At 73.3% G+C, this 21,070-nt stretch carries 21 protein-coding genes and 1 pseudogene; 10 read left to right on the forward strand and 12 right to left on the reverse strand.

Annotation, left to right across the window (positions count from 1 at the left end; genetic code table 11):
• Positions 1 to 32: 32 nt before the first annotated feature.
• The gene (locus TNCT1_RS05825; RefSeq protein ID WP_373920456.1) at positions 33 to 761 is read right to left on the reverse strand and encodes a L,D-transpeptidase family protein; all 729 of its coding nucleotides are present in this window, start codon (positions 759 to 761) and stop codon (positions 33 to 35) included.
• A 235-nt stretch (positions 762 to 996) separates the two neighbouring features.
• Here TNCT1_RS05825 and TNCT1_RS05830 point away from each other — a divergent pair, with 235 nt between their 5' ends.
• From TNCT1_RS05830 to TNCT1_RS05845, 4 genes are all read left to right on the forward strand, one after another.
• Positions 997 to 2,820 (forward strand): ABC transporter ATP-binding protein, encoded by a 1,824-nt coding sequence (locus tag TNCT1_RS05830; RefSeq protein ID WP_143628985.1) that lies wholly within the window; start codon positions 997 to 999, stop codon positions 2,818 to 2,820.
• Positions 2,817 to 4,598 (forward strand): ABC transporter ATP-binding protein, encoded by a 1,782-nt coding sequence (locus tag TNCT1_RS05835; RefSeq protein ID WP_143628987.1) that lies wholly within the window; start codon positions 2,817 to 2,819, stop codon positions 4,596 to 4,598. Before TNCT1_RS05830 ends, TNCT1_RS05835 begins: the two co-directional genes overlap by 4 nt.
• 614 nt (positions 4,599 to 5,212) lie before the next feature.
• Positions 5,213 to 5,683, forward strand: a complete 471-nt coding sequence (locus TNCT1_RS05840) for a DUF5709 domain-containing protein (protein WP_143628989.1) — start codon at positions 5,213 to 5,215, stop codon at positions 5,681 to 5,683.
• A gap of 42 nt (positions 5,684 to 5,725) precedes the next feature.
• The gene (locus tag TNCT1_RS05845) at positions 5,726 to 6,001 is read left to right on the forward strand and encodes a type B 50S ribosomal protein L31 (RefSeq protein ID WP_143628991.1); all 276 of its coding nucleotides are present in this window, start codon (positions 5,726 to 5,728) and stop codon (positions 5,999 to 6,001) included.
• Between the two features lie 14 nt (positions 6,002 to 6,015).
• Here the strand turns inward: TNCT1_RS05845 and TNCT1_RS05850 are convergent, their stop codons facing one another.
• Complete coding sequence (locus TNCT1_RS05850) at positions 6,016 to 6,810, reverse strand: metal-dependent hydrolase (protein WP_143628993.1); 795 nt, start codon at positions 6,808 to 6,810, stop codon at positions 6,016 to 6,018.
• Between the two features lie 145 nt (positions 6,811 to 6,955).
• Between TNCT1_RS05850 and TNCT1_RS05855 the strand changes: the two genes are divergently transcribed.
• On the forward strand, positions 6,956 to 9,469 hold the full coding sequence (locus TNCT1_RS05855; protein WP_174266166.1) for an RNA helicase: 2,514 nt from the start codon (positions 6,956 to 6,958) through the stop codon (positions 9,467 to 9,469).
• A gap of 19 nt (positions 9,470 to 9,488) precedes the next feature.
• On the forward strand, positions 9,489 to 10,358 hold the full coding sequence (locus tag TNCT1_RS05860) for an acyl-CoA thioesterase II (RefSeq protein WP_143628995.1): 870 nt from the start codon (positions 9,489 to 9,491) through the stop codon (positions 10,356 to 10,358).
• On the opposite strand, the gene TNCT1_RS05865 is transcribed toward TNCT1_RS05860, so the two are convergent.
• Positions 10,295 to 11,407 carry a DUF6397 family protein gene (locus TNCT1_RS05865; protein WP_216856587.1) on the reverse strand — a complete coding sequence of 371 codons (1,113 nt, stop codon included), beginning with the start codon at positions 11,405 to 11,407 and terminating at the stop codon, positions 10,295 to 10,297. The two genes, TNCT1_RS05860 and TNCT1_RS05865, sit on opposite strands and share 64 nt — an antisense overlap.
• A 125-nt stretch (positions 11,408 to 11,532) precedes the next feature.
• Positions 11,533 to 11,943, reverse strand: a complete 411-nt coding sequence (locus tag TNCT1_RS05870) for a roadblock/LC7 domain-containing protein (RefSeq protein WP_143628997.1) — start codon at positions 11,941 to 11,943, stop codon at positions 11,533 to 11,535.
• Between the two features lie 92 nt (positions 11,944 to 12,035).
• Here TNCT1_RS05870 and TNCT1_RS05875 point away from each other — a divergent pair, with 92 nt between their 5' ends.
• Positions 12,036 to 12,464, forward strand: a complete 429-nt coding sequence (locus TNCT1_RS05875; RefSeq protein WP_143628999.1) for a PPOX class F420-dependent oxidoreductase — start codon at positions 12,036 to 12,038, stop codon at positions 12,462 to 12,464.
• Between the two features lie 9 nt (positions 12,465 to 12,473).
• On the opposite strand, the gene TNCT1_RS05880 is transcribed toward TNCT1_RS05875, so the two are convergent.
• From TNCT1_RS05880 to TNCT1_RS05900, 5 genes are read right to left on the reverse strand one after another with little or no spacing between them, the layout of a single operon-like run.
• Complete coding sequence (locus tag TNCT1_RS05880) at positions 12,474 to 13,076, reverse strand: ATP/GTP-binding protein (protein WP_143629001.1); 603 nt, start codon at positions 13,074 to 13,076, stop codon at positions 12,474 to 12,476.
• A gap of 44 nt (positions 13,077 to 13,120) precedes the next feature.
• Entirely contained in the window at positions 13,121 to 13,534 is a 414-nt protein-coding gene (locus tag TNCT1_RS05885; RefSeq protein WP_143629003.1) for a DUF742 domain-containing protein, read from the reverse strand.
• Between the two features lie 18 nt (positions 13,535 to 13,552).
• Complete coding sequence (locus TNCT1_RS05890; RefSeq protein WP_143629005.1) at positions 13,553 to 13,990, reverse strand: roadblock/LC7 domain-containing protein; 438 nt, start codon at positions 13,988 to 13,990, stop codon at positions 13,553 to 13,555.
• Positions 13,987 to 16,611: an ATP-binding protein gene (locus tag TNCT1_RS05895; RefSeq protein WP_143629007.1), complete on the reverse strand. Its 2,625-nt coding sequence runs from the start codon at positions 16,609 to 16,611 to the stop codon at positions 13,987 to 13,989. The genes TNCT1_RS05890 and TNCT1_RS05895 overlap by 4 nt, the downstream gene beginning before the upstream one ends.
• Positions 16,612 to 16,659: 48 nt before the next feature.
• Positions 16,660 to 17,433: an MHYT domain-containing protein gene (locus TNCT1_RS05900; protein WP_143629009.1), complete on the reverse strand. Its 774-nt coding sequence runs from the start codon at positions 17,431 to 17,433 to the stop codon at positions 16,660 to 16,662.
• A 152-nt stretch (positions 17,434 to 17,585) separates the two neighbouring features.
• Here TNCT1_RS05900 and TNCT1_RS05905 point away from each other — a divergent pair, with 152 nt between their 5' ends.
• Positions 17,586 to 18,185 (forward strand): class I SAM-dependent methyltransferase, encoded by a 600-nt coding sequence (locus TNCT1_RS05905; RefSeq protein ID WP_143629011.1) that lies wholly within the window; start codon positions 17,586 to 17,588, stop codon positions 18,183 to 18,185.
• 39 nt (positions 18,186 to 18,224) lie between these two features.
• Here TNCT1_RS05905 and TNCT1_RS36135 read toward each other — a convergent pair.
• Together TNCT1_RS36135 and TNCT1_RS05915 are read right to left on the reverse strand one after the other, a co-directional pair.
• Positions 18,225 to 18,349 (reverse strand): annotated as a pseudogene (locus TNCT1_RS36135) (alpha/beta hydrolase); the annotation flags it as partial.
• A 123-nt stretch (positions 18,350 to 18,472) separates the two neighbouring features.
• On the reverse strand, positions 18,473 to 19,342 hold the full coding sequence (locus TNCT1_RS05915) for an oxygenase MpaB family protein (protein WP_174266182.1): 870 nt from the start codon (positions 19,340 to 19,342) through the stop codon (positions 18,473 to 18,475).
• A gap of 131 nt (positions 19,343 to 19,473) precedes the next feature.
• Between TNCT1_RS05915 and TNCT1_RS05920 the strand changes: the two genes are divergently transcribed.
• The gene (locus TNCT1_RS05920) at positions 19,474 to 19,770 is read left to right on the forward strand and encodes a hypothetical protein (protein WP_143629422.1); all 297 of its coding nucleotides are present in this window, start codon (positions 19,474 to 19,476) and stop codon (positions 19,768 to 19,770) included.
• Between the two features lie 158 nt (positions 19,771 to 19,928).
• Positions 19,929 to 20,771, forward strand: coding sequence for a hypothetical protein (locus tag TNCT1_RS05925; protein ID WP_143629015.1), 843 nt, complete (start codon positions 19,929 to 19,931; stop codon positions 20,769 to 20,771).
• Between the two features lie 53 nt (positions 20,772 to 20,824).
• Here the strand turns inward: TNCT1_RS05925 and TNCT1_RS05930 are convergent, their stop codons facing one another.
• Positions 20,825 to 21,007 (reverse strand): hypothetical protein, encoded by a 183-nt coding sequence (locus TNCT1_RS05930; RefSeq protein ID WP_143629017.1) that lies wholly within the window; start codon positions 21,005 to 21,007, stop codon positions 20,825 to 20,827.
• Positions 21,008 to 21,070 lie beyond the last annotated feature (63 nt).

Consider the following 21,070-nt stretch of genomic DNA (forward strand, 5'->3'; position numbering starts at 1 on the left):
CCCGCACGCAATGAGGCGTGACGCGAACCGGGTCACGCCGCCAGGTGCGCCCGGTCCCCCATCACCACCACAGGGTGCTGGTCCGGGTCCAACGTGCGCAGCAGGAACTCCATGGCCTGCCGGGGCATGCTGACGCAGCCCGACGTGCCGCTGCCGTGATCCATGTGCAGCCAGATGGACCCGCCCCTGCCATCACCCTCGGGCCGCCTCGGGTCGTTCGGCGGGGCGCCCCGGACGCGGTTGTAGTCGATGGCGATGACGTAGTCGAAGTCGTGCCAGTACGGCCTGGCCCACCAGCGGGGGGCGGCGAAGGACCGGTCGCGCGTGTACGGCAGTTCGGTGCCCGGGTCGCCGAGTGCGCCGCCCGCGTCGGTGAGGGTGTAGACCCCGACGGGACTGCGCCGGTCACCGGAGCGGTGGTGCGTGGTCCACCCCTTCCTGCCGTTGTGCGCCCGCCATTCCCGTACGCGCCGCCATGCCTCGCCTCGCCGGGTGTAGAGCACGACCGTGGAGCCGGCCGAGTCGGCGCCGTCGCCGTAGACGGCCACCACCTGTCCGGAGCCGGCCGGGACACGCCGCCACAGCCCGGGGCCGATCCCGGGAACGCGGCGCGGATCGCCTCCGGCCGCGCCGGGCCGCCCGGCCCGGCCGTCCGGTTGGGGGGCGCCGCCACCAGGGGATCCGCACGCCGCCAGGGCCGCGAGCAGGATCCCGGCCGCCGTCACCACCCACGCCGCGCACCGCGCGCTGTCGCTCCGCACGCGGCCCATGCTGGCATCGGCCACCGGCTCGTCGGGCGCTCCCGTGCACATTCACCCTGCCGGGTCACGGCCCTCGCCCGCCACCGGCCTCAGACCCCCGGCCGGAACGCGGCGAATCGCGCCGGCTCCCCGGAAAATCCGGTTGAAATTCACCGCTTCGCGACGCGACCCTTTCACGGCTTGCTGCCGCCATCCCGCCCTCCCCGCCCTCCCTGACACGAGCCACTGGGACGTCATGCGAATCCAAGACCTTCCGTATCCCGATCCGGGCGTACCGGACACGCGTTCGGGTCCTCACTTCCTGTGGTGGCTCTGGCGCAACCAACTGGGCGGCCAGCTCAAGGCACTCGCCTGGGGCCTGCTGCACTTCGTCGCCGTCTCCGCGCTGCCCTTCTGCGTCGGTCTCGCCGTCCAGGCGGTCGTGGAACGCTCCGGCACCCGGCTGGCCCTGACGGGCGGTCTGATGGCGCTGTGCGGGACGGCGATCGCCGTCGGCGACACCTTCCTGCACCGGGCCGCCGTCACCAACTGGATCACCGCCGCCGCCCGGGTCCAGCAGCTCCTGGCCCGCAAGGCGGCCCGGCTGGGCTCCGCGCTGACCCGGCGGGTCGCGGCCGGCGAGGTGGTGGCCGTCTCCACCGGCGACGTGGAGAAGATCGGCTGGTTCGTCGAGGCGGTCTCCCGCTTCACCGCCGCCGCGCTCACCGTCGTCGTGGTCTGCGTCGGCCTGGTCGTCTACCAGCCCGCCCTCGGCTGGCTCGTCGCCGTGGGCCTGCCGGTCGTCGGGCTCGCCGTGCTGCCGCTGCTTCCCCGGGCCACCCGCCGCGCCGATGTGCAGCGCGAGAAGGCCGGCCGGGCCACCGAGCTGGCCTCGGACACGGTGGCCGGCCTGCGGGTGCTGCGCGGGATCGGCGGCGAGGAGCTGTTCCTCGACCGCTACCGCCGCGCCTCCCAGGAGGTACGGCACGCGGCCGTGCGCAGCGCCCGGATGTGGTCGCTGATCTCCGCCATCCAGGTGCTGCTGCCGGGACTGCTGCTGATCGCGGTGGTCTGGCACGGCACCCAGCTGGCCCGCCAGGGCCGGATCACGGTCGGCGAACTGGTCACCGTCTACAGCGCGGTGATGGTGCTCAACTACCCGTTGCGGCACTTCGAGGAGATCGCGATGGCCTACTCCTTCTCTCGCCCCTCGGCCAAACGGGCCGCCGGCGTGCTCGCGCTGCGGCGGTCCACGGACGCCGGCGGAGCCCGCGGGGCCGAGGTGCCGCACGGTGATCTGTACGATCCCGCCACCGGCCTGCTCGCGCCCGCCGGCCTGCTCACCGCGGTGGTGTGCGGCGACCCGGACGCGGCCGGACGGCTGGCGGAACGCCTGGGCGGGCACCCCGCCGAGGCGGGGGCTCCGGTACTGCTCGGCGGGGTGCCGCTCGACGAACTCCCTCTCGACAGCGCCCGCACCGCCGTCCTCGTCCAGGACAAGGACCCGGTGCTGCTGTCCGGAACGCTGCGCGAGCTGCTCGACGTCCCGGCCTCCGGCACCGTGCGGGCCGAGGACGCGCTGGCCGCCGCCCGCTGCGGGGACGTGCTGGACGCCCTGGTGCAGGGGTCGCTGGACGCCGCCGACCCGCTGGACGCCCGTATCACCGAGCGGGGCCGCTCCCTCTCGGGCGGCCAGCGGCAGCGGCTCGCACTGGCCCGGTCGCTCATCACCGACCCCGAGGTGCTGGTCCTGGACGAGCCGACCTCCGCCGTCGACTCGCACACCGAGGCGTGGATCGCGCAGGGCCTGCGACGGCTGCGCTCGGGGCGCACGACCGTGGTGTTCACCTCCTCGCCCCTGCTGCTCGACCACGCGGACCGGGTCGCCCTCGTCCACGACGGCGAAGTCCTGGCGGTCGGCGCGCACCGCGAACTGATCGACACCGAGCCGCGGTACCGGGCCGTGGTGACACGGGAGACCGACGACGAACGGGCCGCGGCGGACACGGCCCTGCCCGGGCAGGGCGCCGCCCTCCTGGGCGCCTTCGACACGCTGGAAGAGATCGAGGAGAGCGCATGATCGGCGTTGCGTCGCCGGCCTACGACCCGGCGGCCCCGACGACCGCCACCACCCTGCCCGTGGGAGCGGCCGCGACCGTGCGCGCCTACGTGGCCGAACTGTTCCGCCGGCACCGCCGGGCCTTCCTCCTCCTCATCGCCGTCAACACCGTGGCCGTGGTCGCCTCCATGGTGGGCCCGTACCTGCTCGGCGGCCTCGTCGAGCGGGTGTCGGACGGGGCGCGTGAGCTCCATCTGGGCCTGACCGCCGGGCTGTTCGTGCTCGCGCTGCTCGTGCAGACGGTGTTCGTGCGGCAGGTGCGGCTGCGGGGCGCGATGCTCGGCGAGCGGATGCTGGCCGACCTGCGCGAGGACTTCCTCGTCCGCTCCGTGGGGCTGCCGCCGGGCGTGCTGGAGCGGGCTGGCACCGGTGACCTGCTGTCCCGCATCACCACCGACATCGACCGCCTCGCCAACGCCATGCGGGAAGCGGTGCCGCAACTGGCCATCGGCGTGGTGTGGGCGCTGCTGCTGCTCGGCGGCCTGGTGGTGACCGCCCCGCCGCTCGCGGCGGCCGTGCTGCTCGCGGTGCCGGTGCTGGTCGTGGGATGCCGCTGGTACTTCAGACGGGCGCCCTCCGGCTACCGCTCGGAGGCGGCCGGGTACGCCGCCGTCGCCGCCGCGCTCGCCGAGACCGTGGACGCGGGGCGCACGGTCGAGGCGCACCGCCTGGGCGACCGCCGCATCGCCCTGTCCGAGCGGCGGATCAAGGAGTGGACCGCCTGGGAGCGCTACACCCTGTGGCTGCGGTCCGTGCTCTTCCCCGTCATCAACGCCGTCCATGTCATCGTGCTCGGCTCGGTGCTGATGGTGGGCGGCGTCTTCGTGCTGCGGGGCTGGATCGGAGTCGGCCAGCTGACCACGGGGGCACTCGTGGCGCAGATGCTCGTCGATCCGGTGAACCTGATCCTGCGCTGGTACGACGAGGTGCAGGTGGCCCAGGTGTCGCTGGCCCGGCTGGTCGGCGTCCGGGACATCGAGCCGGCCGCCGGAGACGCCTCGCTGGCCCCCGGCGGCCGGGACGTGCACGCCGAACGGGTGCGCTTCGGCTACCGCGAGGGCGTCGACGTGCTGCGCCAGGTGTCCCTGGAGGTCGCACCGGGCACCCGGCTGGCGCTGGTCGGCCCGTCCGGCGCGGGCAAGTCCACGCTGGGCAGGCTGCTCGCCGGGATCTACGCGCCCCGGGACGGCCGCGTCACCCTGGGCGGTGCCGAACTGTCCCGGATGCCGGCGGAACGGGTCCGCTCGCACGTCGCCCTCGTCAACCAGGAGCACCACGTCTTCGTGGGTTCCCTGCGGGACAACCTGCTGCTGGCCCGCGCCGGTGCCGCCGACGCCGAGCTGTGGGCGGCGCTGGGCGCGGTCGACGCGGACGGCTGGGCCCGGGCGCTGGAGGACGGCCTGGACACCGAGGTGGGTTCCGGAGGGCTGGCCCTGACCCCGGCGCAGGCCCAGCAGATCGCGCTGGCCCGGCTGGTGCTGGCCGACCCGCACACGCTGGTCCTTGACGAGGCCACCTCGCTGCTCGATCCGCGTGCGGCCCGGCACCTGGAGCGCTCGCTGGCCCGGGTGCTCGACGGCCGCACGGTGGTCGCGATCGCCCACCGGCTGCACACCGCCCACGACGCCGATGTGATCGCGGTCGTGGAGGAGGGCCGGATCAGCGAGCTGGGCAGTCACGCCGAGCTGGTCGCCGCGGACGGGGCCTACGCGGCGCTGTGGCGGTCGTGGCACGGGTGAGCACGCGGCGGTGAGGCCGGACCGCCGGCCCGTGGGGAGCCCGGGCCGGCGTCCGGTGACGGAATCGGGCGGGCGGTCCCGGGACGCTGCACGGGTGGGCGGGGCGGTGGCCGGGCAGCAGGGCCAGCCTGTGCCCGGGCAGCCGGGCAGCCTGGACCCGGGCACCCGGGCCGGACGGTGGCCAGGCGGTCGGGCCACGCGGGGGCCGGACGGCCGGACCCAGCTGGGGCCGGACAGCCGAAACGGGTGGTGCCCGAACAGCCGGACCAGGCTGCGGCCGAGCAGTCGGCCCAGGCCGGGGCCGGACTGCCGGACCAAGCTGCGGCCGAGCAGCCGGGCCGGATGCCGCCCCGGCACACGGGCGCGCCGGGGCGGGCGTGGGAGGGTGCGCCCGGGCAGCGGTCGCGGCCGCGCCGGCCGGGGTGTGCCGCCCCAGGCCACGGCACGTGCCGTTGCGCGGGAGCGAACAGGGGTGGAAGGCTGGGTAGCGGCACCGGTTCGGGGGACGGCCGGGAACCCGTCGGGTCCCGGGGTACGCAACCGGTGCCGGGCGTGCCGACGGCGCACTGCCCCTGCTGGGGGCACAAGGCCGTCCTCACCACATGGAGGTACCCGTGGACAGCGCCGACGGATGGGGGGATGACGTCTACCAGCCCGATCCCTCGGAGATCCGGGAGGACTCCGGCGTGCTCGACGTCGAGGACACCCTGGACTTCGACGGTGTCGACGATCCCCTCGACCGGGGCTGGTCCCCTCCCGAGCGGCCGTGGGCGGTGGAGCACACCGGAGTGACGGCGGGCGAACGCCGGACCGGGGAGACCCTGGACCAGCGGCTCGCCGAGGAAGTGCCCGAACCCGGCGCGCCCGACGGTGACGGCATCGGTGACTGCGACGGCACCGACGGGGAACTCCTCGACAACGAGGTCGGAGCCTCCCGCTCCGGCCGCCTGGTCGCCCCCGACGAGGGGGCGCACGAGGACGAGGAGAGCGCCCTGGTCGCCACCGACGTCGGCATCGACGGAGCCGCGGCCTCCGCCGAGGAGGCCGCGATGCACATCGTCGACGAGGACACCTCCACCGGCTGACCCGGACGCCCCCTGCCCGACCGCCCCGCGCGAGGAGCCGCCATGCAGCAGGACAAGCACCCCGACTACCACTCCGTGGTCTTCCGGGACCGCGCCGCCGGGTACGCCTTCCTCACCCGGTCCACCGCGAACAGCGAGCAGACCATCGAGTGGGACGACGGCGAGACCTACCCGGTGATCGACGTGGAGATCTCCTCCGAGAGCCACCCCTTCTACACGGGCAAGGCCCGCACCGTTGACACCGAGGGACGTATCGCCCGGTTCGAGCGCCGCTACGGCGGGGGCGAGACCGACGGGGGCGAGACCGGCGGGGCCTGAGCGGCAGCGCCGCGTCAGATCAGGTTGAGCGCCGCCGCGCAGCCCGCTCCGCCCAGCAGCATGAACGCGGGCATCAGCACCTTCAGCTCGACCCAGCTCCCGGCCCGGAAACGCAGCGCCTTCGGCGGGCCGAGCGGATACCAGCGCTTGCGGCCCACCGGGATCGGCCACAGGATCGGGCAGCCGGACACCGTCAGGGCGTCCCCGATGTCGTGCACCAGGGCGCCCAGCACGATCGGCAGGCCCAGCCACAGGTACTCCTGCCCGGGGTCGGCGAACAGCCAGTCGGAGCCGTTGCCCGGCTTGTCGAGTATCCCCGCGAGGATCCACGCGCTGGTCGCCGCGAGCAGCCAGACCAGGACGTCGCTGCTGGACCCGCGGGCCGCCCGCCACAGCAGGCCCTCGATCGCCAGCACCATGTGCACGAAGAGGATCCCGAGCACCGCCCAGCGGCCCCCGGTGATCGCCGCGGCGGAGCTGCCCGCGCCGATCAGGACCGCCCACAGCCAGGTGTGGGTGAGGGTGCGGTGGCCGCCCGAGCGGCGGGCGTCGCCCTTCTTCCTGGTCGCCTTGTAGACGGCGTAGGAGAGCTTGTCCACGATCTCGCAGATCCAGCGGGAGACCGGCCCGAAGGCGCGGGAGATGGTGGCCGCCTTGTGATCGAGGTCCGGGGCGAGCGCGGCACCGGCGCTGATCAGGGCGCCGACGAGGAGGACGGGCCAGGGCATCGGGTGTCCCGCCGCGGCGGCGGCCGCGCCGACGCCGAGCCAGGCGGCGGCCCCCGACAGAGAGTGTGCTGGTCCCATCATGGCCGCTGTCCGCCCCATTTCTCGTGTGCCGCTGTCCAGTTGACCTGGTGCGGTGACGCGTCGTCGGCGACACAGCGTAGCCGCAGTGATCTTCGTACCCGCAGCCGATTCCCCCCTGGGGCGCAAGGCCAGGCAAGATGGGGGCGTGACCCTCATCGATCAGCTCCCGCCGACCGCCGACCCCGACGCCCTGTACGAAGCCTTCGAGTCGTGGGCGCAGGAGCGCGGCCTCACCCTCTACCCCCACCAGGAGGAGGCGCTGATCGAGGTGGTCTCCGGGGCGAACGTGATCGTCTCGACGCCCACCGGCTCCGGCAAGAGCATGATCGCCGCGGGCGCCCACTTCGCCGCGCTGGCCCGGGACGAGGTCACCTTCTACACGGCGCCGATCAAGGCGCTGGTGTCCGAGAAGTTCTTCGAGCTGTGCAAGCTCTTCGGTACCGAGAACGTCGGCATGCTGACCGGCGACGCCTCCGTGAACGCCGACGCGCCGGTGATCTGCTGCACCGCAGAGGTGCTGGCCTCCATCGCGCTGCGCGACGGCAAGCACGCGGACGTCGGCCATGTCGTCATGGACGAGTTCCACTTCTACGCGGAGGGCGACCGCGGCTGGGCGTGGCAGATCCCCCTGCTGGAGCTCCCGCAGGCCCAGTTCATCCTGATGTCGGCCACCCTGGGCGACGTGTCCTTCTTCGAGAAGGACCTCACCCGCCGCACCGGCCGGCCGACCTCGGTGGTCCGCTCGGCCACCCGCCCGGTGCCCCTGTCCTACGAGTACCAGCTCACCCCGCTCACCGAGACGCTCACCGATCTGCTGGCGAGCAAGCAGGCCCCGGTGTACATCGTGCACTTCACCCAGGCGCAGGCCGTCGAGCGGGCGCAGGCGCTGATGAGCATCAACATGTGCACGCGTGAGGAGAAGGACCAGATCGCCGAGCTGATCGGCAACTTCCGCTTCACCACCAAGTTCGGCCGCAACCTCTCCCGTTACGTCCGGCACGGCATCGGCGTCCATCACGCCGGCATGCTGCCCAAGTACCGGCGCCTGGTGGAGAAGCTCGCGCAGGCCGGTCTGCTGAAGGTCATCTGCGGTACGGACACACTCGGCGTGGGCGTCAACGTGCCCATCCGCACCGTGCTCTTCACGGCCCTCACCAAGTACGACGGCACCCGGGTGCGCACCCTGCGCGCCCGCGAGTTCCACCAGATCGCGGGCCGTGCGGGCCGGGCCGGTTTCGACACCGCCGGACTCGTCGTGGCACAGGCGCCCGAGCACGTCATCGAGAACGAGAAGGCCCTCGCCAAGGCCGGCGACGACCCCAAGAAGCGCCGCAAGGTGGTGCGCAAGAAGGCGCCGGAGGGGTTTGTCGGCTGGACGGACAACACCTTCGAGAAGCTGATCGCCTCCGAGCCCGAGCCGCTGACCTCGCGGTTCCGGGTGACGCACACGATGCTGCTGTCGGTGATCGCCCGGCCCGGCAACGCCTTCGAGGCGATGCGCCACCTCCTCGAGGACAACCACGAGCCGCGCCGGCAGCAGCTCAGGCACATCCGGCGGGCCATCGCGATCTACCGTTCGCTGCTCGACGGCGGGATCGTGGAGAAGCTCGACGAACCGGACGCCGAGGGCCGCATCGTCCGGCTCACGGTCGACCTGCAGCAGGACTTCGCCCTCAACCAGCCGCTGTCGACGTTCGCGCTCGCCGCTTTCGAGCTCCTCGACCCCGAGTCGCCCTCCTACGCCCTCGACATGGTGTCCGTCGTGGAGTCCACGCTGGACGACCCCCGGCAGATCCTCGCCGCCCAGCAGAACAAGGCGCGCGGCGAGGCCGTCGCCGCGATGAAGGCCGACGGTGTCGAGTACGAGGAGCGCATGGAGCGCCTCCAGGACGTCACCTACCCGAAGCCGCTGGAAGAGCTGCTCTTCCACGCCTACAACACCTACCGCAAGAGCCACCCGTGGGTCGGTGACCACCCGCTGTCGCCGAAGTCGGTGATCCGGGACATGTACGAACGGGCGATGTCCTTCACGGAACTGGTGTCCTTCTACGAGCTGGCCCGCACCGAGGGCATCGTGCTGCGCTACCTCGCCAGTGCCTACAAGACCCTGGACCACACGATCCCGGACGACCTGAAGTCCGAGGACCTGCAGGACCTCATCGAGTGGCTCGGCGAGATGGTGCGCCAGGTGGACTCCAGCCTGCTGGACGAGTGGGAGCAGCTGGCCAACCCCGAGGAGATGACCGCCGAGGAGGCCCAGGAGAAGGCCGACGAGGTCAAGCCGGTCACCGCCAACGCGCGCGCCTTCCGGGTCCTGGTCCGCAACGCCATGTTCCGCCGGGTGGAGCTCGCCGCCCTCGACCAGGTCGGGGAACTCGGCGAGATGGACGCCGAGTCCGGCTGGGACGCGGATGCGTGGGGCGAGGCCATGGACAAGTACTGGGACGAGTACGAGGACCTCGGCACCGGTCCTGACGCCCGCGGCCCCAAGCTGCTGGTCATCAAGGAGGAGCCGGAGAACGGTCTGTGGCGGGTACGCCAGATCTTCGACGATCCGAACGGTGACCACGACTGGGGCATCAGCGCGGAGATCGACCTCGTCGCCTCGGACGCCGAGGGCCGCGCGGTCGTCCGCGTCAGCGATGTCGGCCAGCTCTGAGCACGGGAGAACTCCACCGATGACGACGAATCCCGCCGAGAGGCTGGTCGACCTGCTCGACCTGGAGCAGATAGAAGTCAACATCTTCCGCGGCCGGAGCCCGCAGGAGTCCCTGCAGCGGGTCTTCGGCGGCCAGGTGGCGGGCCAGGCGCTGGTCGCCGCCGGGCGCACCACGGACGGCGAGCGCCCGGTGCACTCACTGCACGCGTACTTCCTCCGCCCGGGCAGGCCGGGTGTGCCCATCGTGTACCAGGTGGAGCGGGTGCGCGACGGCCGGTCGTTCACCACCCGACGGGTCACGGCCGTGCAGCAGGGCCGCACGATCTTCAATCTCACCGCCTCCTTTCACAAGCCCGAGGAAGGCTCCTTCGAGCACCAGTTGCCGCCCGCCCGCGAGGTGCCGGACCCGGAGTCCCTGCCGACGGTGGCCGAGGAGATCCGCAAGCATCTGGGCGCGCTTCCGGAGCAGTTGGAGCGGATGGCGCGCCGCCAGCCGTTCGACATCCGGTACGTGGACCGCCTGCGCTGGAACGCCGAGGAGGTCCAGGGGGCCGAGCCGCGCAGCGCCGTGTGGATGCGTGCGGTCGGCCCGCTCGGGGACGACCCGCTGGTGCACACCTGCGCACTGACCTACGCCAGCGACATGACGCTGCTGGACGCGGTCCGCATCCCGGTCGAACCGCTGTGGGGGCCGCGGAACTTCGACATGGCCTCGCTGGATCACGCCATGTGGTTCCACCGGCCGTTCCGCGCGGACGAGTGGTTCCTGTACGACCAGGAGTCCCCGGTCGCGACGGGCGGGCGCGGGCTGGCCCGCGGCCGCATCTACGACGTGCGCGGCCGGCTGCTCGTCTCCGTCGTGCAGGAGGGTCTGTTCCGGGCTCTGTAGCCCGGCCGGGCCAGCGCCGGCCGGGAGTTCACGCGGAACAGCCAGGCCCGCAGGCCACGGGAGGCTGAGGGCGCCACCGGCCGGTCGTCCGCGGCCTGGCACGAGACCCGCGCGGCCGGCGGCGCGGTGACCACGGTGCGCGCCACCGCCCGGCGGTTGCGGGCAGGCCCGTCTCCAGGGGTCACGCCGGGCCTCGCGAGTGCACCTTGCCCGGCCTCGGCGCGCCGCACCGGAGCACCCTCTGCGGCCTGCGGGCTACGCGCCGGTGGCCGCGGGGCGGGGGAAGCGGTCCGCGCCTCCCGCATCGCCCGGGCCAGATCGCTGCGCAGCCAGCCGATCTCGTCGGGGTCCTGCGCGGTCATGAGGTGCTCGGCGAGGTGGGCGAAGGAGGAGCCCGGCGCGCCGTGGGCGGGTGGAGCGGGACGGAGCCGCCCCAGCAGAGCGCGTTCACCGGGGTCACGGACGACGTCCTCGATCTCGGCGGGCGCCAGGAACGCCGCCGCGGCCGCCGCCCGGGCCCAGGGGTCCGCGGCCTGCCGGAGCAGAAACCCGAAGTGCCGCCCCCGCCAGTTGCGGGCCCGCAGATCGACCCCGGCCGCGAGTTGCCCCTTGAGGGTCTCGGGTGTGCGCCCCTTGAGCAGGCACGTGTTTCCCGCGCCGGTCGCGAAATGCTCCAGTTCCTCGGCCAGATACAGCCAGACCACGGCCCGGTAGCGGTTCAGATAAAAGCGGACCGGCACCAGCAGGCCCAGACGGGCGAGCCGGGTGAACCTGCCCACCGGAATCCCCATGAGCGCCGCGCCCTCCGCCGTGCCCACCACGCGAACGCGTTCACGCAGGGTGCTGGGAAAGCCGTGCTGGGCGAGGAGGCGGACGATCTCGGCTCGCTCGACCACGCGGCCTCCGCCGCCGCCCTCGTCGGGCACCGTCCGGATCCGGCCGAGGTGGACGGCGAGGTCGAACTCCGCCCGCCGGATTCCCAGTTCGCGAGCGGCTCGGCTCGGCGAACAGGTGGCGGAAACGGCGGGGACAAGAGTGCTGTCCGGCATGGTGGTACTCCCCCGTGGAGCAGGTGGCTCACGCCCTGTGCGTTGCCCGTGCACACACCGTAGCCGGATCGGTGCGGGGTGCGGTGAGCCTGTGGAAAACTCCGCGGCTCAGCGGAGCACGCTGGTCAGAGGTCTGTCAGGGGGCGATCCGGCTGCCTGGGATCCACGCCGAGGTGCTCGCCGACGCGGTTGACGAGCAGGGTCATCTCGTAGGCGATCTGGCCGATGTCGGCTTCCGCGCCGCTGAGCACGCACAGGCAGCTTCCGGCGCCGGCCGCGGTCACGAACAGCACGGCGTCGTCGTACTCGATCATCGTCTGGCGGACCGTGCCCGCGCCGAAGTGGCGTCCGGAACCCTTCGCCAGGCTGTGCAGCCCGGAGGCGACCGCGGCCAGGTGTTCGGCGTCCTCCCGGCGGAGTCCGGTGCTCGCCCCGGTGACCAGCCCGTCGTTGGACAGGACCAGCGCGTGCCGCACATGGTCCACTCGCTCGGTCAGATCGTCCAGGAGCCAGCCGAGTCCCTGGTTCTGCGCCATGTTCCGTCTCCCCGTGTGGCGTCTCCTCCTGGCCGGAGGACCTGTCCGCCAGCCTTCCCCACGACCGGCGTCCGGGCAAGCAGGATGGGCGTATGGCACAGAAGATGACCGATGAGGAATGGCGGGCGTTCGTCTCGAACGGCACCCGAACCGGCAAGCTGTCCACCGTCAGTGCCGATGGGAGCCCGCACGTGGCCCCCATCTGGTTCCTGCTGGACGGGGACGAACTGGTCTTCAACACCGGCAAGAAGACCGTGAAAGGGCGCAATCTCGCCCGTGACGAGCGCATCGCCCTGTGCGTGGACGACGACCGGCCGCCGTTCCACTTCGTGGTGCTGACCGGCCGGGCCCGGCTGTCGGAGGAACTGGACGACGTGCGGCAGTGGGCCACCCGCATCGCCGCCCGGTACATGGGCGAGGAGCGCGCCGAGGAGTACGGCGCCCGCAACGGTGTCCCAGGCGAGTTGCTGGTCAGGGTCACCGTCGACAAAGTGGTGGCGGTGAAGGACCTGGCCGCCTGAACAGGCGGTTCAGCCGACGGAGTCGAGGAGCCGGGCGGTGTGCATCCGCCCGGCGTACTCGACGAGCCGGATGAGTACTTCCTTGCCGGAGTTCCGGTCGCGCGCGTCGCACAGGACGACGGGTGTCCCTTGGTCCAGGTCGAGCGCCCGGGAGACCTCACGGGCGCCGTAGCCGCGCGCTCCGGGGAAGCAGTTGACGGCCACCACGAACGGGATGCGCCGGTGCTCGAAGTAGTCGACCGCGGGGAAGCAGTCCTCCAGGCGCCGGGTGTCGGCGAGGACCACGGCGCCGAGCGCCCCCTGGGAGAGTTCGTCCCACAGGAACCAGAAGCGGTCCTGCCCGGGCGTCCCGAAGAGGTACAGGGACAAACCCGAGCGTATGGTGATGCGTCCGAAGTCCATGGCGACGGTCGTGGTGACCTTGTGGTCCACTCCGTCGGTGTCGTCCACCGACTGACCGGCTTCGCTGAGCAGTTCCTCGGTGCGCAGCGGACGGATCTCGCTGACGGCGCCGACGAGGGTCGTCTTGCCGACCCCGAAGCCGCCGGCGACCAGGATCTTCAGGGCCAGGGCGGAGCTGTCGGCCGCTGCGTCGGAGTGCTCGGAGACCATGATCACTTCTCTCGGCGTGAGTTGGGTTCCACAGGGTTCGTCGTCTACAGCGCCCGCAGGCCCTCGATGACTTCGCGCAGTACGCGCTCGTCCGGCAGGCGGGCCGGGGGCACCGGGCGGCTGACGGTGACACGGCCCAGTTCGAGCAGGTCGCCGAGGAGGACTCTGACCACGCCCACCGGCAGGTCCGCACCGGCCGCGAGTTCGGCGACGGACTGTGTCTCGAGGCGGCACAGGTCGATCAGGGCCCGGTGCTCGGGACCGAGCACCGTGTCGTCGTCGTCCGCCGGTGCGGCCGGGTCGAGGGTGACGAGGGCGATCAGGTCGAAGCGCACTCCGGTGGGTCCCGGCTGGGTCCGTCCGCCGGTCATGGCGTAGGGGCGGACGAGAGGTCCGGCCTCGCCGTCGTACCACTGGCTGCCCGGCTCGTGCGGGCCCCCGTTCGGGGTGTGGGTCATCGCTGCCGCCCTCCCGGATCATCCGGCGGCGGGCGGCCGGGCGGTGGTGCGCGGCGCGGTGTACAGATGCTCGCCGACGCGTCTGACCAGCCGTGCCATCTCGTAGGCGACCAGGCCGATGTCAGCGGTGGCGGCGGTGAGCACGGTGAGGCATGAGCCTTCTCCGGCCGCCGCCACGAAGAGGAAGGCGTCGTCCATCTCCACCATGGTCTGGCGTACGCCACCCGCCCCGAAGTGGCGTCCGGCGCCCTTGGCCAGGCTGTTGAAGCCGGAGGCCACGGCGGCCAGATGCTCCGCGTCGTCCCGCCGCAGGCCGGTGGAGGCGCCCACGGCGAGGCCGTCGTTGGACAGCACGACGGCGTGCCGCACCTCGCTCACCCGCATCACCAGGTCGTCCAGCAGCCAGTCGAGTTCGCCGGACCGCTGGGCGGCCGTCGTGTTCGGTTCGTGGATCATGCCGGGTCTCCTTCACTGCTCTCACTGCCCGTTCCGGTTCCGCGGACGGCGCCGCGGCCGGCTTGTCCGCCGCCGCCCCGGACCCAGCCGGAGCGGTAGGCCGCCATGCGGTCCCGTACGAGTTCGGGGGTGCGCGCGTCGTCACCGCGCGGGACGGGTTCCGGGGCCGGCTCCTCGGGACGCTGCCGGCGGAGCTGGGGGACGAGGTTCGCCTGGCGCACGCGGCGCGGCAGGTCGTCGGAGGGTCCGTCGTCCCGTGGCGGACGGTGCGGCCTCAAGGCGGTGACTTTGGGGGGCGGCGGTTCGTGTGCCGGCGTCGAGGTCCGGTGCGCGGAGGTCGGGGGCTGGGGTGCGGGGGGCGGGTTCTGGTGCGTGGGAGCCGGGGACCGGGGTGCGGAAGGCGGAGCCGGGGGTTGAGCGGCCGGGGACGGGTGCGCCGGGGCGGTGAGGGCGGCCCGGCCGGTCCGTGCGGTGACCTCGGAGGCGGCCGGGGAATTCTCCGGTACGCGCGCGTACTCTGTCCGCCGCTGGGCGGCCGGCGGCGACTCCTGCGCGGGGAGTTCCGGGGAGCCGGTGTGCAGCAGGACGGTGGGCAGCAGGACGACGGCGGTCGTGCCTCCGTAGGGAGACGTGCGCAGGCGCACCTTGACGCCGTGCCGGGAGGCGAGTCTGCTGACCACGAAGAGTCCGAGGCGGTCGCTGTCGAACAGGTCCAGGGCCTCGGACTGCTCGATCCGCCGGTTCGCCTCCGCGAGCAGCTCGGCCCCCATCCCGAGACCCCGGTCCTCGACCTCCAGGACGTAGCCGTTGCCGACGGGCTCCCCGGTGATCCGCACGCGCGTGTGGGGCGGCGAGAACTGGGCGGCGTTCTCGACCAGTTCGGCCAGCAGGTGGGTGAGGTCGGCGACCGCCGCTCCGACGACGGAGGCCGCCGGGAGTCCGCGCACCTCCACGCGCGCGTAGTCCTCGATCTCGGACACCGCGGCGCGTACGACGTCGGTGAGGAGCACCGGTGTGCGCCAGGCCCGGCCGGGCGCCGCTCCGGAGAGGATGATCAGGCTCTCTGCGTGACGCCGCATCCGGGTGGTGAGGTGGTCGAGCCGGAACAGGTCGCTCAGCTCGTCCGGGTCGTCGGAGCGCCGCTCCATGCTGTCCAGGAGGCTGAGCTGGCGGTGGACCAGCACCTGGCTGCGCCGGGCCAGGTTGACGAAGACCCCGGAGATGCCCCCGGCGAGTTCGGCGCGCTCAGCGGCCGCGCGCAGGGCGGCGCGGTGCACGATGGTGAGGGCCTCGGCGACCTGGCCGGTCTCGTCCTCCGCGGCCGGGCCGGCGGGCGCCTCGGCGTCGACATCGATCTCCTCACCGGTGCGCAGTCTCCGCATCGCCTCGGGGAGTTTGCGGCGGGCGATCTCCAGTGCGTCGTTGCGCAGGCTGACCAGCTCCACCACGAGGGCCCGGCCGATGCGGACGGAGATGACGAGTGAGGCGGCGACGGCGGCCAGCCCGAAGAGCACCGCGGCGCCCGCCGGACTCAGCAGTCCGCGCCGGTAGGGGTCCGACCGGCCGGCGACGGCACGGCCGGTGTCGGCCGCCAGGGTCCGCATGTCGTCCCGTACGCGCGCGTGGGCGCTGCTCCAGGTGGTGCCCGGTGCCGTGCCGACGGCCCTGGCGCCGGATCCGGCGGCGAGGATCCTGTCCTCGGTGGCGGTGAGAGCGGTATGCGCGCCGTCACCGGCCAGGCGCCGCCAGGCGGCGCGCTGGGGGCCGGGCAGGTCGGCGACCGCGGCCTCGGTGAGCGTGCGGCGGGTGGCGACGGAGGCGGCGAACAGTCGCTGCCGCTCGCCCTGGAGCCGGCCGTCCGGACGCGTGCCGCCGAGGACGGCGTCCTCCTGGGCCAGTGCCTCGGCGGCACGGGAGAACTCCAGCAGCACGCGCGCGTCGGAGCCGACGTCGGCCTGCTGGATGCCGGTGAGGGCGCCGTCCACCGTGAAGGCCGTGCCGATGGTCCTCGTGTACTGGTCGTACGCCTGGCTCCAGCCGGTGCTGCGGTCGAGCACGGCGGTCCGCAGCGCGCGCAGCCGCTCGGCGCCGGAGACGAACGCCTCGAGCCGCCCGCTGACCCGGGCGGGGAGTTCCTGGCCGTCGGCGACCGTGCTGTCGTCGCCGAGGCGCAGCCCGGTCAGCGCGCGGTCGGTGCGGGCGGCCTGGCTCCGCAGGTCTCCGGCGCGTGCCGGGCCGGGATCGGCGGCGTAGCGCACGGCCGCCGCCCGTTCGTTCTGCAGCGCCGCGACGGCCGCGGCCACCGGGGCGCGCAGTTCGGTGTCGACACGCTGGGACTGGCGCAGCCGGGCGATGTCCTGCGCGGTGCTGACGGTGGCGTAGGCCCACAGGGCGAGCAGGGAGACGACGGGCACCATCAGCAGGCAGATCACCTTGGCGCGCACCGTGCGGGGGCGGAGCCCCCGCCGTCCCGCGCGCGCGGGCGCGGCGTTCAGCGGAAGGCCGAGGGGCCGGTCCCTGCCCTCGTCTGCCGGTGGTCCGGCGTGCGCGCGGCGTCCGCGCGGCGGGGGCGGGGGCTGTCCGGTTGAGCCGGCCTGCGGGGTGTCACGGGGTGGGCGCATGGCCTCCTCGCTCGGTGGGTGGGACGGGGGTCCGGGGCCGGGCTCCGGCTAGCGGGCCGGGCTCTGCACGGGGCGCTGGGCGGAGGCGGAGGCCTCGCGCTCGCCGGCCGTGGGCGAGAGGGCGACGAAGGCCGAGGTGAGGAACAGATAGGACCCGAGGCCGACGGCGAGGGGGAAGATGAACTGCATCGCCGTGGCCCCGGGCAGGGGGTCGCCGGAGGGGGTGACGCGCACCCGCACCGCGAACATTCCGGTGTAGTGCATGCTGCTGACGGCCGCTCCCATGACGAGGGAGGCCAGGGCGACCGCGAGGGGCGACTTGATGTTGAGCCCCGCCCACAGGGCCACGGTCGCCGCGACGACGGCGATCAGCACTGAGACGCCGACGAGGACGGGCTGGTACGTCACGCCGCCGTGCAGGCGTACGGCCGCCATGCCCAGGTAGTGCATGCTGGCGACGCCCAGCCCGGTGGTGAGCCCGCCGAGCAGGAGCGCGCGGTTGCGGTCCCGGCTGTAGCCGACGGCGAAGACGCCGGCGCAGACGACCGCCATGGCGACGACCAGACTCAGGATGGTCAGGGGTATGTCGTAGCGGATGCCGGTGCCGCTGACGCGGAATCCCAGCATGGCCACGAAGTGCATGGTCCAGATGCCCGTGCCGATCGCGGAGGCCCCGGTGAGGAGCCAGTTGCGGCGCGACCGGCCGGTGGCGGCGAGCGCGCGGACGGTGCAGCGCAGTCCCAGTGCGGCGCCCGTGCAGGCCATCAGGTACGACAGCACGGGGGTCAGCCAGCCGAAGGCGGCGTGGTCCAGGTGTCCCATGGCCCCGGGACGCTAGCCGGGGCAGGGGCGCACGAAGGGGGCGCATTTCGAAAGGTGTTGGAATATGACGCAGAGAGGCGGCGGAACGATCGGGTCCCGCCCGAACGTGTGCGCCCGAGTGTCCCCCGTGTCGGTGAGGGATCATGCGGAACATGAGCGACGACCACACACACGTCCAGGAGTTCTTCACCGCCCGCGCAGCCGGATGGGACAGCAGGTTCCCCGATGACGGCCCCGCCTATGCGGCCGCCGTGGCGGAGCTGGGACTGCGTCCGGGCGACCGCGTGCTCGACGCCGGCTGCGGTACGGGCCGCGCGCTGCCGCCCCTGCGCGCCGCGGTGGGGCCGGCCGGGGTGGTGGCCGGTGTCGATCTGACCCCGGCGATGCTCCAGGCCGCACGCCGGGCCGGTCGAGATCAGGAGGGGGGACTGCTGCTCGCGGACGTCGCCGCGCTGCCGCTGCGCGGGGGTGTCCTGGACGCGGTCTTCGCCGCCGGCCTGATCGCGCACCTGCCCCGGCCCGTGGAGAATCTGCGGGAACTGGCCCGTGTGGTGCGTCCGGGCGGCACGCTGGCGCTCTTCCACCCCATCGGGCGGGCCGCCCTGGCGGCGCGTCAGGGCCGGCAGATCACCCCGGACGACCTGCGGGCCGAGGCCAACCTCGGCCCGCTGCTGGAACGCGCCGGGTGGCGCATGACCTCCTATGTCGACGAGGACGCCCGCTTCCTCGCGCTGGCGACGCGGGAGGAGTGATCGCCAGGGGACGCGGGCTGACTGACCGCAGGGGGCGCGTCAGTGCTGTCCGGCCACGGCCGCCACGAAGGCGCCGGGGTTGTCGAAGATGACGTCGTGCCCGGCGCCCGGCACCGTGACGACCGGACCCCCGCCGCTTCCAGGGCCTCGCGGTCCGGGAGTTCGCACCGCCGAACCGGGCGCCGTCGCGGCGCCGCGGCACGTCCTGACGCTCACCTAGGAGGACAGGCGGAAGCTGCGCCGCCACCGGCCGGGCCGAACTCGCCTGGCTGTGCGACACCCTGGCCTCACTCGGGGACGTCACCCGCTGAGGCGTCCAGGTGCCGGACCGGGCAGCCACCCATTCCCGGAACCGGGCGGGTGCCCAGGTCGGCCGGACGGTAGCCGTTCGGGTAGCTCTTGATCTCCCGGTTCTGCCGCGCGAAGTGCGGTGCCCGGCGGGGCGGAAGCAGCCGGACCAGCCGGCCGCGCGTGCGGACCGCGCGGCGCACGAGCGCGGAGGAGACAGGGCCCGGCGGCTGGTAGCGGAAGGCACGCAGCAGGGATTCGTCGAGGAGGGCGAGCGTGGCCGTGCGCAACAGGGGTGCCAGCGGGCGCGGATACCACGACGCCATGAGTTCCAGCGTGGCGTCGGAGACCCGCCGGGCCTGCTCGTCCCAGGCGAAGTGCGCCTGCTCGTAGCCGTCGAGCAGTGCCTCGAACTCCTCGTAGGTCTCCGGGACGCCGGGGATGCCCAGGTGCCGGCCGAGGGTGCGGTAGTACTCGGTGGCGGCGACGATCTCGTGCCGGGACAGACGGCGCCAGCCGTAGGCGTCGATCCAGCGCCGGGGCACCACCACGAAGGTGGACAGCACGTATCGCATGTCGTCGTCGCTGATGTCGTAGCTGCGGTGCATCTGGTTGATGCGGCGGATCGCGGTGCGGCCCTCGGGGGCTGCGAAGCCGTGCTCGACGACGGTGTCCAGGAGCAGCGCCGTGTCGTCGTAGCGCTTCTGCGCCCGCTCGGTCAGCTCACCCGTCCGTGCGAGCAGCCGCCCGATGGAGGGGACGGCGTAGGTGCGGTACAGAGCGAGTTCGAGGGCCCGGGTGTAGTCCCACGGGAATTCGAACGCCGCGCTGAGCCGGTAGATCTCGTGAGCGTCCGCCACCGGGTCCATCCGCCGGATCCGCCTGAGCCGGTCGAAGCGCACCGTCACTGCCCCCTTCTACCGCCGGAGCTTCAACTCTACGTTGAACAGAGCCGGATGGGTGGTCGATGACGACCCCGTTCAGAGGAAGGCGGGTCCACGTGTTCGACGCGATGCGCAAGTACGCCGCCAGGCTCCGCACCTCCCCGCGTGCGGAGGCGGCGGAAGGCCGGGAACGGCCCCCACACAATTTGTTCGAGGCCGCGGCGGCGTACGTGGCGGCCCGCACGGCGGACGACCAGGACGGCATCGACGAGGCGACGGCGTGGGTGTCGCCGGAGGCGCTGTCCTTCGGAGTGAGCGAGCTGGCGTGCCGGGCGGTCGTCGCGCTGGCCCGGGAACGCAACGAGTCGCCCCGGGCGGTCGCCCGTGACCTCCTGGGCCTGCCGGCCGCCTGAGCCCGGGGCCGGCCGCGGGTCAGGGCCTCGCGCCGGAGGGTCGTTTCGCCCCTGTCCAGGCGGAAACCTGCAGCTCCGCGTGGTGTGGGGAGTCGTGACAAGCACCTCCCCCGCGCACTAGGGTGCGCGCCGATGGACGAACCACTGGGAGGGCTGTGATGGCCGGGACGGACGAGCAGGCCGTCGCCGCCGCGGACGAGGCGCTGTATGTGCTCACGGCGGTGCTGCTGACGCCCGCACAGTTCCCGAGCGTGCTGGGCGACGACTATCCGGAGGCCTGCGCGGCACTGGGTCTGGCGCCGCGCGCCGACGGGTACGGCCTGGTGCTGGGGCAGGACGGTGACGGTGCCCGCTGGACGGTCGCCATCGACGACGTCTCGCTGGTCGCCGTGGCGATCGCGTCCTGGGACTGCGGCATGGAGTACGAACTGTCGCCGGACGAGAACACGGTGGTGGCCGCCCTGCCGGGCTGGCCACTGGCGCTCGCCGTCGCCGCACCGGGGGTGCCGGCACCCCATGACCCCACTCCGGACCCCGCGGACGGGCCCGCGCTGGCCCCTCCGGACACCAGTTCCTGGGGACCGGCCCAGCGACGCCTGGGCGCCGACGAGATCGCGCTTCAGTGGGCGGTCTGGCGGGAGCAGATCGGCGACGACTACGCGCCCTCCTCCGACAGGCAGTCCCAGGCGGCGGAGTCCCCGGTGGACGGGGGCGAGAGCGGCACCAAGCCCGGCCACCAGGGCATCCGGCGCGTACTGGCGGAGGCGCGCGCCTACATCGACTCGCCGCCGCCGCTCGGCCGGGTCCGCTCCTCGTTCGCCCCGGGCGACGCCCGCACGCTGCGGGCCGACGGCCCCGGCTGGTCGATCGTGGCCCGCACCGACGACATCGCGTTCGTCCTGCTGGACGAGGAGCCGGGCGAGGTGCTGCCGGTGGGCCGGGGCCCCGAACTGCCCGGCCTTCTGGAGGCGCTCGACAAGATGGCCGTTCGGCCTCTGTGAGCCGGTGGAGCCGTGCCGCCCCCGTGGTGGCACGGCCCCCGCCGGCCGGTCCCTCAGCGGCCGAGCTCCTTTCTCGAGACGCGGCGGAGCCTGCGCCGCTGCGAGGGGTCGAGGGCCAGGTAGGCGGCGACCGGGACCCCCACCACGATGAGGAACGACACCCACCAGGGCAGCCAGATCAGCAGGAGCAGACCGACCGCCACGCCCCCTGCGGCGATCTTCGCGTTCTTGGACATGAGCGTCGCCTCCTCCGCGGCAGCTCTTGCCGCTCTCTGCCTTGAGAACGGCCGCACGCTCCC

The sequence above is a fragment of the Streptomyces sp. 1-11 genome (assembly GCF_007176755.1).
GTDB lineage: Bacteria > Actinomycetota > Actinomycetes > Streptomycetales > Streptomycetaceae > Streptomyces.